The 13813-nt window shown below is 62.9% G+C and carries 14 protein-coding genes; 7 read left to right on the top strand and 7 right to left on the bottom strand.

Features of this window, described 5'->3' with window-relative positions; genetic code table 11:
* Positions 1-90: 90 nt before the first annotated feature.
* The 4 genes from hutU to hutI form a co-directional block, all read right to left on the bottom strand.
* Positions 91-1764, bottom strand: coding sequence for a urocanate hydratase (gene hutU / locus EQW76_RS13540; RefSeq protein ID WP_142824910.1), 1674 nt, complete (start codon positions 1762-1764; stop codon positions 91-93).
* A 12-nt stretch (positions 1765-1776) separates the two neighbouring features.
* Positions 1777-2583 (bottom strand): N-formylglutamate deformylase, encoded by an 807-nt coding sequence (gene hutG / locus EQW76_RS13535; protein WP_142824909.1) that lies wholly within the window; start codon positions 2581-2583, stop codon positions 1777-1779.
* Positions 2584-2652: 69 nt separating this feature from the next.
* Positions 2653-4188: a histidine ammonia-lyase gene (gene hutH, locus EQW76_RS13530; protein ID WP_142824908.1), complete on the bottom strand. Its 1536-nt coding sequence runs from the start codon at positions 4186-4188 to the stop codon at positions 2653-2655.
* Positions 4185-5447 carry an imidazolonepropionase gene (gene hutI, locus EQW76_RS13525; RefSeq protein WP_142824907.1) on the bottom strand — a complete coding sequence of 421 codons (1263 nt, stop codon included), beginning with the start codon at positions 5445-5447 and terminating at the stop codon, positions 4185-4187. The genes hutH (EQW76_RS13530) and hutI overlap by 4 nt, the downstream gene beginning before the upstream one ends.
* Positions 5448-5568: 121 nt before the next feature.
* Here hutI and EQW76_RS13520 point away from each other — a divergent pair, with 121 nt between their 5' ends.
* Positions 5569-6915, top strand: coding sequence for a formimidoylglutamate deiminase (locus EQW76_RS13520; RefSeq protein WP_142824906.1), 1347 nt, complete (start codon positions 5569-5571; stop codon positions 6913-6915).
* 27 nt (positions 6916-6942) lie between these two features.
* Here EQW76_RS13520 and EQW76_RS30145 read toward each other — a convergent pair whose 3' ends face one another.
* A complete protein-coding gene (locus EQW76_RS30145; RefSeq protein ID WP_257625765.1) occupies positions 6943-7065 on the bottom strand; it encodes a hypothetical protein in 123 nt (40 codons plus the stop codon).
* Positions 7066-7151: 86 nt separating this feature from the next.
* Positions 7152-7301: a hypothetical protein gene (locus tag EQW76_RS29365; protein ID WP_162854770.1), complete on the bottom strand. Its 150-nt coding sequence runs from the start codon at positions 7299-7301 to the stop codon at positions 7152-7154.
* A 321-nt stretch (positions 7302-7622) separates the two neighbouring features.
* Here EQW76_RS29365 and EQW76_RS13515 point away from each other — a divergent pair, with 321 nt between their 5' ends.
* The 6 genes from EQW76_RS13515 (at position 7623) to solA (ending at position 13427) form a co-directional block, all read left to right on the top strand.
* Complete coding sequence (locus tag EQW76_RS13515; protein WP_142824905.1) at positions 7623-8465, top strand: transporter substrate-binding domain-containing protein; 843 nt, start codon at positions 7623-7625, stop codon at positions 8463-8465.
* A gap of 69 nt (positions 8466-8534) precedes the next feature.
* Positions 8535-9260 carry an ABC transporter permease subunit gene (locus tag EQW76_RS13510; protein WP_142824904.1) on the top strand — a complete coding sequence of 242 codons (726 nt, stop codon included), beginning with the start codon at positions 8535-8537 and terminating at the stop codon, positions 9258-9260.
* A gap of 3 nt (positions 9261-9263) precedes the next feature.
* Positions 9264-9968, top strand: a complete 705-nt coding sequence (locus EQW76_RS13505) for an ABC transporter permease subunit (RefSeq protein ID WP_142824903.1) — start codon at positions 9264-9266, stop codon at positions 9966-9968.
* A 22-nt stretch (positions 9969-9990) separates the two neighbouring features.
* Entirely contained in the window at positions 9991-10761 is a 771-nt protein-coding gene (locus EQW76_RS13500; protein WP_142824902.1) for an ATP-binding cassette domain-containing protein, read from the top strand.
* 4 nt (positions 10762-10765) lie between these two features.
* Positions 10766-12256, top strand: a complete 1491-nt coding sequence (gene hutH / locus EQW76_RS13495; RefSeq protein WP_142824901.1) for a histidine ammonia-lyase — start codon at positions 10766-10768, stop codon at positions 12254-12256.
* A 16-nt stretch (positions 12257-12272) separates the two neighbouring features.
* A complete protein-coding gene (solA, locus tag EQW76_RS13490; RefSeq protein ID WP_142824900.1) occupies positions 12273-13427 on the top strand; it encodes an N-methyl-L-tryptophan oxidase in 1155 nt (384 codons plus the stop codon).
* A 42-nt stretch (positions 13428-13469) separates the two neighbouring features.
* Here solA and EQW76_RS13485 read toward each other — a convergent pair whose 3' ends face one another.
* A complete protein-coding gene (locus EQW76_RS13485) occupies positions 13470-13652 on the bottom strand; it encodes a CopG family antitoxin (protein ID WP_142824899.1) in 183 nt (60 codons plus the stop codon).
* Between the last annotated feature and the right edge of the window lie 161 nt (positions 13653-13813).

Raw genomic sequence — 13813 nt, 5'->3', positions numbered from 1 at the left:
GTGCCGGAAAAATCGCCAATCCACGCCCCGCTGCGACTCAATCCCCCAAGGCCGCCACCAAAGGCGGCGGCCTTTACTGACCTCGCGACCTCAGTTGCCGAGAATTCCCGGCAGGCGCAGGCCCTTTTCCTTGGCGCAGTCGATAGCGATGTCGTAGCCGGCGTCGGCGTGGCGCATGACGCCGGTGGCCGGGTCGTTCCAGAGGACGCGGGCGATGCGGCGGGCGGCGTCTTCCGAGCCGTCGCAGCAGATGACCATGCCGGCATGCTGTGAAAAGCCCATGCCGACGCCGCCGCCGTGATGGATCGATACCCAGGTGGCGCCCGAGGCGGTGTTCAGCAGGGCGTTGAGCAGCGGCCAGTCGGAGACGGCGTCCGAGCCATCCTTCATAGCCTCGGTTTCGCGGTTCGGCGAGGCGACGGAGCCACTATCGAGATGATCGCGGCCGATGACGACGGGCGCCGAAAGCTCACCGTTCTTGACCATTTCGTTGAAGGCCAGACCGATCCGGTCACGGTCGCCGAGACCCACCCAGCAGATGCGGGCGGGCAGGCCCTGGAAGGCGATGCGTTCACGCGCCATGTCGAGCCAGTTGTGCAAATGGGTATTGCCGGGCGTCAGTTCCTTCACCTTGGCGTCGGTCTTGTAGATATCCTCCGGATCGCCCGACAGCGCCGCCCAGCGGAACGGGCCGATACCGCGGCAGAACAGCGGCCGGATATAGGCCGGGACGAAGCCGGGGAAGGCGAAGGCATTCTCCAGGCCCTCGTCTTTCGCGACCTGGCGGATGTTGTTGCCGTAATCGAGCGTCGGCACGCCGGCGTTCCAGAAATCGACCATGGCGGCGACGTGGATCTTCATCGAGGCGCGCGCAGCGGCCTCGACTTCCTTTGGCGCAGTCTCCTGTTTGGATTTCCATTCCGCCACGGTCCAGCCGAGCGGCAGGTAGCCGTGCAGCGGGTCGTGGGCGGAGGTCTGGTCGGTAACGATATCCGGTCGGACGCCGCGCTTGAAAAGCTCGGGGAAGATTTCGGCAGCATTGCCGATCAACGCGATCGATTTTGCCTCGCCGGCCTTGGTCCACTGATCGATCTTGGCCAGTGCCTCGTCCAGGCTGTCGGTCTTTTCGTCGACATAGCGCGTGCGCAGTCGGAAATCGGCGCGGGTTTCGTCGCATTCGACGGCGAGGCAGCAGGCACCGGCCATGACCGCGGCGAGCGGCTGGGCGCCACCCATGCCGCCGAGACCGCCGGTGAGGATCCATTTGCCCTTGAGGCTGCCGCCATAGTGCTGGCGTCCGGCTTCGACGAAGGTCTCATAAGTGCCCTGGACGATGCCTTGGGCGCCGATATAGATCCACGAGCCGGCCGTCATCTGGCCATACATCGCAAGGCCCTTCTTATCAAGCTCGTTGAAATGATCCCATGTCGCCCAGTGTGGCACGAGGTTGGAGTTTGCGATCAGCACGCGCGGCGCATCCTTGTGGGTGCGGAACACGCCGACCGGCTTGCCGGATTGCACCAACAGCGTCTCTTCTTCGGTGAGCGTCTTCAGGGTCGCGACGATGCTGTCGAAGTCTTCCCAGGTGCGTGTCGCCCGGCCGATACCGCCGTAGACGACGAGTTCGTTGGGGTTTTCGGCGACGTCAGGGTCGAGATTGTTCATTAGCATGCGCAGCGGCGCTTCCGTCATCCAGCTCTTGGTGTTGAGATCCGGCCCGCGCGGCGCGCGGATCTCGCGGATGTTGTGGCGTGAATTGGTCATGACGAAATCCCCTTAGCTGATGAGGTCGAGCGCGATCTGTTCGATGCGCGACAGGATGGACTTGAGCGGAATGCGCAGCGCCTCGGCCTTTTCAGGATCATAGGCGAAGGGCGGAGCTTCGGCGGCAAGATGGGTCGATTGCGCCAGCTCCATCTGGATGGCATGAACGCCCGATGCCGGCTGGCCATAATAGCGCGTTGTCCAGCCGCCCTTGAAACGGCCATTCAGCGTGCTGGTGTAGCCGGCGGCTTCAGCGGCGATGGCAACGGTTGCAGCCTCGATCGCCGGCGCGCAGGTCTTGCCCATGTCGGTACCGATGTTGAGATCCGGAAGCGTGCCCTCAAACAGGAAGGGAATGTCGGCACGGATCGAGTGGCAGTCATAGAGCACGGCAATGCCATGGATCGCCTTGACGCGTGCGATCTCGGCAGCGAGGGCCGCATGATAGGGTGCATGGAAGGCGGACAGCCGGGCTGCGGTATCGGAGTCGGAAGGCTCGGCGCCATTCTTCCAGATCGCCTTGCCGTCGAAATCCGTGCCCGGGATAAGGCCGGTGGTATTTTGACCGGGATAGAGGCTTGACCCATCGGGATCGCGATTGGCGTCGATGACATAGCGGTGGAAGGTGGCCCGAACCGTCGTCGCGTCGTCGAGCAGGCCGTCATAGAGCCGGTGGATGTGCCAGTCGGTATCGGCGAGGATGCGCCCATTGTCGTTCAGCCGCTCCCAGATGTCGGCTGGTACGTCTGTGCCGGTATGGGGAAAGGCGAGCACAACGGGCGAGGAGCCCTGGTGGACTTCGAAAGCAGGAGCGCTCATTGAATGGTCTCCTTGGCGGTTGTCGGCCTCTGCGTGCGCAAACTGCCGCTTGGAATAGCCTCCATAAGATCAGCCCTCCAGACCCGGCAGGATACCCTCGGACACCGCTGCATTCAGTGTGCCAGATGATACCAGGTCGCTGGCTGCGGCAAGGTCGTTTGCCATGTAGCGGTCCTCTTCGAGCGTCGGCACGACGCGGCGGATGGCGGCGACGGCGGCGGTGAGTTCGGGGCTGGTGACCAGCGGCGCGCGGAACTCGATCCCCTGGGCCGCCGTCAGCGCTTCGATCCCGATGATGCCAAACAGGTTGTCGGTCATCTGCAGCAGTCGGCGGGCACCGTGACAGGCCATGGAGACGTGGTCTTCCTGGTTGGCCGAGGTCGGTGTGGAATCGACCGAGGCCGGGTGCGACATCTGCTTGTTCTCAGACATCAGCGCGGCAGATGTTACCTCGGCGATCATCAGCCCGGAATTGAGCCCGGGCTTTTTGGCAAGGAAGGCCGGCAGGCCATGCGACAGCGCCGGATCGACCAGGAGCGCAATGCGGCGCTGGGCGATGGCGCCGATCTCGCAGACGGCGAGCGCGATCTGGTCTGCGGCGAAGGCCACGGGCTCGGCGTGGAAATTACCGCCGGAGACGACCGAATTGTCTGACAGCACCAACGGATTGTCGGTCACCGCATTGGCTTCGATCTCCAGCGTTTTTGCCACCTGGCGCAACAGATCGAGGCAGGCGCCGTCGACCTGTGGCTGGCAGCGGATGCAATAGGGATCCTGGACGCGCTCGTCGCCCTCGATATGGCTTGCGCGGATGACCGAATTGTCGAGCAAAGCCCGCAGAGCCGCCGCCGTGTCGATCTGGCCCTGATGGCCGCGCAGGGTGTGGATATCGGCATGGAACGGCGCCGACGAGCCCATCGCCGCATCGGTCGACAGCGCTCCTGTGATCAGCGCCGCCTGGGCGGCCCTGTGGGCGCGGAAGAGGCCTGCGAGCGCCAGCGCCGTCGAGGTCTGAGTGCCGTTGATCAGCGCCAGGCCTTCCTTGGCGGCCAGCACCATCGGCGTCAGCCCGGCCTTTTCCAATGCCGCACCGCCACTCATTCGTTCGCCGGCTAAAAATGCTTCGCCTTCACCCATCATGACCGCCGCCATGTGGGCGAGCGGCGCGAGGTCGCCGGAGGCGCCGACAGAGCCTTTTTCCGGAATGACGGGGATAACGCCCCTCTCAAGCATCGCCTCGATCAGCCGCACCATTTCGAGCCGCACGCCGGATGCGCCGCGCCCGAGCGACACCAGCTTCAGGGACATGATCAGCCGGACGATATTCTCGGCCAGGGGCTGGCCGACGCCGCAGCAATGGGAGAGGATCAGATTGCGCTGCAGCGTCGCGACATCGGCACGGTCGATCTTGATCGACGCCAGTTTACCGAAGCCGGTGTTGATGCCGTAGACCGGCGCATTGCCGGCGGCAATCTCGGCAATACGGGCGGCGGCGCGCTCGATACCGGCGTCGAACGAGCGATCGAGGACGACAGGTTCGCCCGTCCAGTAGATAATCGAGAGATCGGCGAGCGTCACCGAACCTGGATGGAGTGTGATGGTCATCGATCGATCCTCTCGCCCTTGAACAGGTGCGCATAAAGCGGATTGAAACCAATCCGGTAGACAAGTTCGGCCGGGCTATCGACGTTCCAGGTGGCGAGATCCGCCGATTTCCCGACCTCGATAGTTCCGGTTTCAGCAAGCACGCCTAGGGCCCGCGCGGCCTCGCGGGTCGTCCCGGCAATGCACTCCTCGACCGTAAGGCCGAACAGGGTCGCCGACATGTTCATGGTGAGCAGCAGGGATGTCAGCGGCGAGGTGCCGGGATTGCTGTCGGTGGCAATGGCGATCTTCACCCCGGCGTCTCGCAACAGCTGGACCGGCGGCTTCTGCTTCTCGTTGATGGCATAGAAGGCGCCGGGCAGCAGCACGGCCACCGTGCCGCTCGCGGCAAGTGCAGCCACGCCTGCAGCATCCAGATATTCGAGATGATCGGCCGACAGGGCCCCGTAGGATGCAGCGAGCCTGGCGCCACCGAGATTGGAAAGCTGCTCGGCATGCAGCTTGACCGGCAGGCCGAGCGCCTTGGCAGCGTCGAACACCAGGGCAATTTCGGACGGCGAGAATGCGATACCTTCGCAAAATCCGTCGACGGCATCGATCAGGCCTTCCGCCGCGCCCTGCCGCATGCCGGGAAGCACAACCTCGTCGATATAGGCGTCGTTGCGCCCCTTGTAGTCGACGGGCGTCGCGTGTGCTGCGAGATAGGAGGTGACGACGCGGACCTGACGGATGCGCTCAATGGCTCGGGCGGCGCGCAATATCCGCAGTTCGGCATCGACGTTCAGCCCGTAGCCGGATTTGATTTCGATGGTGGTGACGCCTTCGGCCAGCAGCGTGTCCAGCCTCGGCAAGGCGGCCGCCACCAGTCCTTCGACGGACAGGGCATTTGTGGCATTGACCGAGGAAACGATGCCGCCCCCGGCGCGCGCAACCTCTTCGTAAGTGGCGCCCTCGAGCCGCATTTCGAACTCGCGGGCGCGATTGCCACCATAGATGATGTGCGTGTGGCAATCGACCAGTCCGGGGGTCACCCAGCGCCCTTCGAGGTCGAGGATATCGGCGGTCTCGATGGCCCAGACCGGCAATTCACTCTCGGGGCCAGCATAGGCGATGCGGCCATTTTCGACGACGATTGCAGCCTTTTCGATAAGGCCGAGGCCGGGCAGGCGGCTGTCCAGCGTCGCAAGCCGGGCGTTGCGCAGCAAACGTGGGCGGCCTAGAAATGCGGTATTCTGTTCGGAGGAATTGTTCCCGGTCATCAGCTTTGCGCCTTTCTTTATGGCCTAACATGTATATACATAATAGTCGTGTGACAAGCAAAAATATGGCAGCTGGCGAGGAACCTAGGACGGATCGCCCGCAAATAGAAGGGGAATGCCGATGGTCGGACTTCACGCAGGATCAGCCCTATTGCCAACCGGCTGGCAAAAGAACGTACGCATAGAGATTGCCGACGGGCGCATCGTCAGCATCGCTGCGGGCGTACCGGCCGAGGCCGCCGACGAGCGCCACGCAGTGCTCGTACCCGCCATGCCAAACCTGCACAGCCACGCTTTCCAGCGGGCGATGGCAGGTCTTGCCGAAGTGCGAGGCCCCGGCAGCGACAGCTTCTGGAGCTGGCGGACGGTGATGTACAAATTCGCCCTGACGATGACGCCCGAGGATGTCGAGGCGGTCGCGGCCGAACTCTACATGGAGATGCTGGAGGCCGGCTTTTGCCGCGTCGGGGAATTCCACTACCTGCACCACGACAAGGACGGCAGGCCCTATGCCAATATTGCCGAATTGGCCGAACGTATCGGCGCTGCCAGCAGTCAAGCCGGTATCGGGCTGACGCTGCTGCCGGTGCTTTACGCGCGGTCCGGTTTCGGAGGCGGTCAGCCGATCGAGGGCCAGCGCCGCTTTATCAATACGCCGGATAGCTTTGCGACACTGATGGAGGGATGCCGGCAGGTGATTGGCGCACTGGAAGGCGGCGTGCTCGGCCTTGCGCCGCATAGCCTGCGGGCGGTGACGCCGGAAGAACTGAGTTTTGCCGCAGAGCTTGGGCGGAACGGGCCAATCCACATCCACGTCGCAGAGCAGGTCAAGGAAATAGAGGACTGCATTGCCTGGTCCGGCGCACGGCCCGTCGAATGGCTGCTCGACCATGCCGATGTCGATGCGCGCTGGTGCCTGATACATGCGACACATATGACGGAGGATGAAACGACACGCATGGCCAAGAGCGGCGCGGTGGCAGGCCTCTGCCCGATCACCGAGGCCAACCTTGGAGACGGGACATTTCCTGCCCCGCAGTTCATGTCAGAGGGAGGGCGGTTCGGCATCGGCTCGGACTCGAACGTCCTGATCTCGGTGCCTGAAGAGTTACGCCAGCTGGAGTATTCGCAGCGCCTCGACCTCCGCGCCCGCAACGTGGTGGCACCTCAAAACGGCTCGACCGGTCGTGCGTTGTTCGATCAGGCATTAAGAGGCGGTGGTATCGCCCTACAGACCGCTACAGGACTGCAAGAAGGAAACTACGCCGATCTCGTATCGCTGGATGTATCCGCCGTGCCCTATCTGGAAGGCGACCAGTTGCTCGATCACTGGATGTTTGCCGGAGGCGTGAAGATCGACAGTGTCTGGGCACTCGGGCGCAAGCAGGTCAGCGGTGGAGTGCATGTCGGGCGGGACCGGATCCGAAAGCGTTTTGTTGCCACCATGACCCGTCTGCTTTCGGCTTAGACGAGAAGCATGTCATCAGAGCGCAAATTAGTTGATGGAGGCTTCCAGCTTGGAACCCTTGCCGGTCATCTCTTCGCCGGCCGGTGTCAGCATCGACAGGCTGAGAACAGACACCACCATGATCGTTACGACGGCTATCATTACTCGCATTGGACTTTTCCTTGTGAACTTGCCCGACAAACGCACCGCGTAGCAGACAGTTCCGTAGGTGGGGTCCTGGGCCCGACAATACCAGCTTACTGCTGCGGATTTGCACCAGGTTGCTGCGGCGCAAAGGGTTCGGCCTGGCGGATGGTGTGCGTCGGATTGACCAGCAGAATGCTGAGCACGATCATCACCAGCGCAAGAATGAGAGTGAGACCGATCAAGAGGGGGCGAATGGCCATCGGCGGCTGTCTCCGTTCATCACCGAAATTTGAGAATCATAGGTCTATCAGAAATGCTTGAAGTTTCTGAGGCATATCCGGCATTTTCATAAATATAGACTTATGTCGCAGCGAGGCCTATGCGAGACGCAGACTGGATCGCCCAATCATTGAGCAGCAATCAAATTTGCATATTAAATAAGGGGCGGCTTGCCGCGCCTCCGAAATCTCATATGGTGCATTGGCTTTAAACCATTTTACACCGAGGCCATGTCGAGGCAGCAACCCGGCACAGACCGGCAGTGCAACGACGCGGCCAATTTTGCCCCCAGAGGAGAGACCATGAAAATCAATGCATTGCTACTATCGGGCGCCGTGGCGCTGGCCACCCTTGCCGGACCTGCCGCCGAAGCCAAGGATTGGAAAACCGTCACCATCACGCTCGAAGGCGCTTATGCGCCCTGGAACATGACCAATGCCGACGGCACGCTGGGCGGCTTCGAGCCGGAGTTGGCCAAGGTGCTCTGCGAAAAGGCCAAGGTCGAGTGCAAGCTCGTGGCCTCCGACTGGGACGGCATGATCCCGGCGCTCAACGCCGGCAAGTTCGACATCATCATGGATGCCCTGTCGATCACCGACGAGCGCAAGCAGGTCATCGACTTCACCGTTCCCTATGCCGCCACCCCGGCAGCCTTTGCCGTCGCCAAGGACAGTCCGCTGGCGAATGCCGCCGGCACCGGCAAGACCATCACCATGACGCCCGGCCAGACCGGCGTGGCTGAGATCGATGCCCTGAAGAAAGCCTTCAAGGGCAAGACCATCGGCATCCAGGCGGCCACCGTCTACGCCAAGTTCGTCTATGACAACTTTGCAGACATCGCCACGATCCGCGAATACAAGACCGGCGCAGACCGCGACCTCGACCTGCAGAACGGCCGCATCGACCTCGGCTTCGACGACGCCGTCTATTTCGAAACCGCCTTCGAAGCAGCCAATGGCGCGCTCGGCTTCTCCGGCCCGCAGATTGCCGGACCCATCTGGGGTATCGGCGAAGGCCTCGGCGTTCGCAAGTCCGACACAGACCTGCGCGACATGTTCAGCGCGGCGATCAAGTCGGCACTCGCCGATGGCACCGTCAAGACCCTGTCGATGAAGTGGTTCAAGACCGACGTCAGCCCGAAATAACTTTTCCAACAGATGCCTCCGGTCGATAGGGCCGGGGGCGTCACTGTTTTCGTCATTTCGGAATAACAGATGTCGACATTGCAACTGCTGGGCTTCGGTTCGACCGGGTGGGGCGCCCTGCTTCTCGTGGCAACGCTGCTGACGCTCGCCGTCACTGCAGCGGCGCTGGCGATCGGCGCCGTGCTCGGCACGCTCGTCGCCGCAGCCAAGCTTTCCGGCAACCGGCTCCTATGGGCGCTCGGCCATGCCTACACCACCGTCTTTCGCGGCGTGCCTGAACTGCTGATCATCTATCTCATCTATTTTGGCGGCTCGAGCGCCCTGACCTCCATGGGCAAGGCACTGGGCTACGACGGCTTCCTTGGCCTGCCGTCCTTTGCCGCCGGCGCCCTTGCCGTGGGGGTCATCTCCGGCTCCTACCAGGCTGAAGTGTTTCGCGGCGCCTACCTGGCGATCTCGAAGGGCGAACTGGAAGCCGCCTCGGCGATCGGCATGGGCACGCGACTGCGCTTCCGCCGGATCATCCTGCCGCAGGTGCTGAGGCTTGCCATCCCCGGCCTCGGCAATGTCTGGCAGCTGAGCCTCAAGGATTCAGCCCTGATCTCTGTTACCGGGCTTGCCGAACTGATGCGCACCAGCCAGGTGGCGGCCGGCTCGACGCGGCATTATTTCCTGTTCTTTATCGCCGGCGGGTGCCTCTACCTGATCCTGACCAGTCTTTCGGACCAGGTTTTCAACCGAGCCGAGCGTCGCGCCAACCGTAGCATGCCGTCGGCAACGATGGGGAAGGCTTGAGCCATGGATATCGCCTTCCTGTCATCGACCATGGCCACGCTGCTCGCAGCCTTGCCGATGACGCTGGCCCTGTTCATCACGTCGATCACCCTTGGCGGCCTGCTGGCGCTGGGGCTCGTCTGGATGCGCACCGGCGGCAATCCGATCCTTTCGGCCTTCGCCAAGGCCTATATCTTCGTGTTTCGCGGCTCGCCGCTGCTGATCCAGATGTTCCTGATCTTTTACGGCCTCGGCCAGTTCGGCATCATCCGCTACTCGTTTCTCTGGCCGCTGCTGCGCGAGCCCTTTGTCTGCGCCGTGCTGTCGCTGGCGCTCTGCACGGCCGGCTACACGGCAGAGATCTTTCGCGGCGGCATCCGCGCCGTTTCGCCGAAGGAGATCGAGGCAGCCCGCTCGATCGGCATGTCCGGCTTTCTGCTGGTGCGCCGCATTCTGGCGCCCATCGCCTTCCGCCATGCGCTGCCTGCCTATTCGACCGAGATCGTGCTGATGTTGAAGTCGACGGCGCTCGCAAGCCTCGTAACCGTCTGGGAGGTAACCGGCGTCGCACAGCGGCTGATCTCGCACACCTACCGGACGATGGAGGTATTTCTCTGCGCCGCCGTCATCTATCTCGTCCTGAATTTCATCATCCTGCAGGCCTTCGGCCTGCTAGAATATCGCCTCTCCCGCCATCGCCGCGCAGCGCCGCAGGCTTTGAAGGCGTAACGCAGTCTGAACTGGAGCGACCATGGCCCGCGTCAACCGACTTTCGGTCCGCAATATCCGCAAGAGCTTCGGCACCCACGAGGTGCTGCGCGGCATCTCGCTGGATGCCGAGGATGGCGACGTCATATCCCTGCTCGGCGCTTCCGGCTCCGGCAAGTCGACATTCCTCCGCTGCATCAACCTTCTCGAAGTCGCCAACGACGGCGAAATCTGGGTGGATGGCGAGCAAATCCGCATGATCCACAAGAACGGACGGAGCAAGCCGGAGAGCAACCGGCAGGTCGACCACATCCGCTCGGAACTCGGCATGGTGTTCCAGTCGTTCAATCTCTGGTCCCATATGACCATCCTGCAGAATGTCATCGAGGGCCCGATCCACGTGCTGAAGCGGCCTCGTGCGGAAGCCATTGCTGACGCCGAGGCGCTGCTCGAGAAGGTCGGCATCGCGGACAAGCGCCATGCCTATCCGGCCCATCTTTCCGGCGGCCAGCAGCAGCGCGCGGCGATAGCGCGGGCGCTGGCGATGAAGCCGAAGGTGATGCTGTTCGACGAACCGACATCCGCACTCGATCCGGAACTGGTCGGCGAGGTGCTGCGCGTCATGCGGGCGCTGGCAGAAGAGGGCATGACCATGCTGGTCGTCACCCACGAGATGAGCTTTGCCCGCAACGTCTCCAACCGCGTCGTCTTCATGCGCGAAGGGCTGATCGACAGTTCCGGCAGCCCGGAAGAGATGTTTGGCGGCGGCGGCTCGCCGGCTTTCCGCCAGTTCATCGGCAATTTCGGAAGCTGATCCCATGACCGTCACTCTCGAAGCAAAGCTCGGCTGGCGCGACGTCGCGGCCATCGCAGGCGGCGAAAGCCTGTCGCTCGCCCCCGCAGTCTGGGCGCGCATCGACAATGCCAGCCGCATCGTTGCCCGCATCGTCGAAACGGGCCAGCGGGCCTACGGCATCAACACCGGCGTCGGCGCCCTATCGGATACAGTGGTAGACCTCGCATCGCAGAGCAAGCTGTCACGCAACATTATCCTCAGCCATGCCTGCGGCGTCGGACCGCTTCTGTCCCGGCGCGAAGTCAGGGCGATCATCGCCGCCCAGATCGCCAATTTTTCCCACGGCTATTCCGGTGTGCGCCGCGAGATCGTCGACCACCTCCGGACGTTTCTCGACAAGGACTGCATTCCAGACGTCCCCTCCAGGGGATCGGCAGGCTATCTCACCCACAATGCCCACACGGCACTGGTGCTGATCGGCGAGGGTGCGGCCCATGTTGCAGGACAGCCGATGACCGGTGGCGAGGCGCTTGCGGCTATCGGCCTTGTGCCGCTGGTGCTGGGCGCCAAGGAGGGGCTCAGTCTCGTCAATGGCACGGCCTGCGCCACCGGGCTTTCTTGCGTGGCACTGGCGCGTGCAGCCAATCTTCTCGAATGGGCGGATGCCATTGCCGCGCTGACGCTCGAGGCAGCCGGCGGACAGATGGCAGCCTTCGACGAGACCGCGCTCGCCCTCAAGGTTTCGGATGGCGTCCAGAAAGTCGGCGCATCGTTACGGCGGCTGCTCGCCGGCAGCGGTCTGATTGCGGCAGCGCTCGGCAAACGCACTCAGGATGCCCTCAGCCTGCGCGCCATCCCGCATGCCCATGGCGCGGCCCGCGATGTCTTCGAAAATTCCGCCCGCGTGGTCGACCAGGAACTGGCCTCCGTCACCGACAATCCGGCCGTCTACGGCACGCCGGACAATCCCGTCGTCTCCTCGGAGGCCCATGCCGTATCGCCGGCACTCGGCCAGGCAGCGGACGGCCTCGCGATTGCGTTGGCGCAGATCGCTGGCATGAGCGAACGCCGGATGGACCGACTGGTCAATCCACTGGTGAGCGGCCTGCCGCCGTTCCTCGCCAGCGACGCAGGCAGCCATTCCGGCCTGATGATCGCCCAGTACAGTGCGGCAGCGCTCGCCAACGAAAACCGTCGACTGGCTGCTCCCGCCAGCACCGATGGCGGCCTGACATCGGCGTTGCAGGAGGATTTTCTCGCCCATCCGACCGCGGCCGCCAACAAGTTGCTCGCGGTGCTCGACAACGCCGAGTACATCTTTGCGATCGAACTGATGGCAGCCGCACAGGCACACGACTTCCTGTCTAAGGTGGCAGCGCGCGCCGATGGCACAGAGACGATTTACCGGCTTGTCCGCAGCCGCGTCGCGCATTATGCCGACGACCGTCCGCTTGGCGGCGACATCGAGGCGATCAGGTCGCTGATCCGCGACGTGCCACCGCCGCCTCACTGAAATCGGGAATGTAGCCATGACACCGCAATTCGACGTCGCCGTCATCGGTCTCGGTGCCATGGGCAGCGCGGCCCTGTCGCATCTTGCCGCCCGCGGCGTGCAAGCCATCGGCATAGATGCCTACTATCCGGCCCATACGCTGGGCTCTTCCCATGGCGACAGCCGGCTTATCCGGCTCGGCTATTTCGAGGACCCGTCCTATGTGCCGCTGCTGCAGCGGGCCTATGCCAACTGGCGGGCACTGGAAGGGCGGCTGCGCAGCGAAGTCCTGACAATCACCGGCGTGCTGCAAATCGGCGCGCCCGACAGCACTATCGTGACAGGCACGCGCGCCTCCTGCAAATTGCACGATCTTACCATCGAAGAGCTGGACCGGGCGGCGATGAAGGCGCGGTTTCCGGTGTTCTCACTGGATGCCGGCGAGATCGCCCTGCTCGATCCTCAGGGAGGCTATATCCGCCCGGAAGCGGCTGTCGCGGGCTATATAAGGCTTGCCGCCGAAGACGGTGCCGTGCTGCATTTCGGCGAGAAAGTCACCGGGATCGAGCCTGACGACGCCGGCGTGACTGTTACGTCTGCCGTGGGCAAGTATCGGGCAAACAAGGTGATCGTCGCCACCGGGTCGTGGATTTCTGAACTCGTGCCGCAGTTGAAAGAGCATGCAGTGCCGATCCGGCAGGTGGTCGCCTGGTACCAGCCGCGCGACGGCTTCGTGACCCAGCCGCAGCGCATGCCCGCCTTCATACGCGACGAAGGCGACGACGGCTCCTATTTCGGATTTCCGGCCATCGGCGTCGACGGGGTCAAGATCGGTCGCCATGCGCATTTCCGCGAACCGATCGATCCGAACGAGCCCAATCCACCGGTGAACGACGCCGATACGGCGCTCCTCGACGCCTTCATCGCCAGGCGCCTGCCCGCTGCGAACGGGCTGCGCGTCAACGCCATTACCTGCCGCTACACCATGCTGCCGAGCGAGGATTTTCTGATCGACCTGATGCCCGGCAACCCGCGCATCGTCGTCGCCTCGCCCTGTTCCGGCCACGGCTTCAAGTTCACCAGCGTCATCGGCGAAATACTCGCAGACCTCGCTCTCGATGGCCGAACAGACCTGCCGATCTCCGCATTCTCGTTTGGCACGATGGAGAGATTTCTCGCGGCGCGGAAGTGAGGGTCATGGTGATGGCTTGCGTGCCGTTTGCGGCCACAGTTTTTATGAGTCAGTGCGCGGCCCGTTATCTGGCTCAGACGACATTGCACTCTTTTTCAGGTTGGGAAGCACTACGGTCTGGGTTTTGCTCCAATCGAGATAAAGCGCGGAATCGTTATCTTCCCAGAACGCGCGCTCTTCCGTTTCATTTTCGAATGCAGGTATAGCAGCAATAGGCTTGTTCACTTCGATGCCTTTCCTGCTGACAGCATAGTGGGCGGAAACGACACTCTTGGCTTTGCGCCGCGGAAACACTCAAGGCACATTGATTGAGAAATGGGTCGAACTCAAACTATTTCGGTCCGTTGCCCCCTATCGACACGTTGCCAGCGATGCGCGAGCATCTG

Origin of the sequence: Rhizobium sp. rho-13.1, from assembly GCF_007000305.1 — a bacterium.
Taxonomy (GTDB): domain Bacteria; phylum Pseudomonadota; class Alphaproteobacteria; order Rhizobiales; family Rhizobiaceae; genus Rhizobium; species Rhizobium rhododendri.
This window is presented reverse-complemented; position numbering and strand designations above follow the sequence as displayed.

Coding starts and splice junctions, on each gene's coding strand:
- hutU (WP_142824910.1), bottom strand. CDS start 1,764: ATGACCAATTCACGCCACAACATCCGCGAGATCCGCGCGCCGCGCGGG.
- hutG (WP_142824909.1), bottom strand. CDS start 2,583: ATGAGCGCTCCTGCTTTCGAAGTCCACCAGGGCTCCTCGCCCGTTGTG.
- hutH (WP_142824908.1), bottom strand. CDS start 4,188: ATGACCATCACACTCCATCCAGGTTCGGTGACGCTCGCCGATCTCTCG.
- hutI (WP_142824907.1), bottom strand. CDS start 5,447: ATGACCGGGAACAATTCCTCCGAACAGAATACCGCATTTCTAGGCCGC.
- EQW76_RS13520 (WP_142824906.1), top strand. CDS start 5,569: ATGGTCGGACTTCACGCAGGATCAGCCCTATTGCCAACCGGCTGGCAA.
- EQW76_RS30145 (WP_257625765.1), bottom strand. CDS start 7,065: ATGCGAGTAATGATAGCCGTCGTAACGATCATGGTGGTGTCTGTTCTC.
- EQW76_RS29365 (WP_162854770.1), bottom strand. CDS start 7,301: ATGGCCATTCGCCCCCTCTTGATCGGTCTCACTCTCATTCTTGCGCTG.
- EQW76_RS13515 (WP_142824905.1), top strand. CDS start 7,623: ATGAAAATCAATGCATTGCTACTATCGGGCGCCGTGGCGCTGGCCACC.
- EQW76_RS13510 (WP_142824904.1), top strand. CDS start 8,535: ATGTCGACATTGCAACTGCTGGGCTTCGGTTCGACCGGGTGGGGCGCC.
- EQW76_RS13505 (WP_142824903.1), top strand. CDS start 9,264: ATGGATATCGCCTTCCTGTCATCGACCATGGCCACGCTGCTCGCAGCC.
- EQW76_RS13500 (WP_142824902.1), top strand. CDS start 9,991: ATGGCCCGCGTCAACCGACTTTCGGTCCGCAATATCCGCAAGAGCTTC.
- hutH (WP_142824901.1), top strand. CDS start 10,766: ATGACCGTCACTCTCGAAGCAAAGCTCGGCTGGCGCGACGTCGCGGCC.
- solA (WP_142824900.1), top strand. CDS start 12,273: ATGACACCGCAATTCGACGTCGCCGTCATCGGTCTCGGTGCCATGGGC.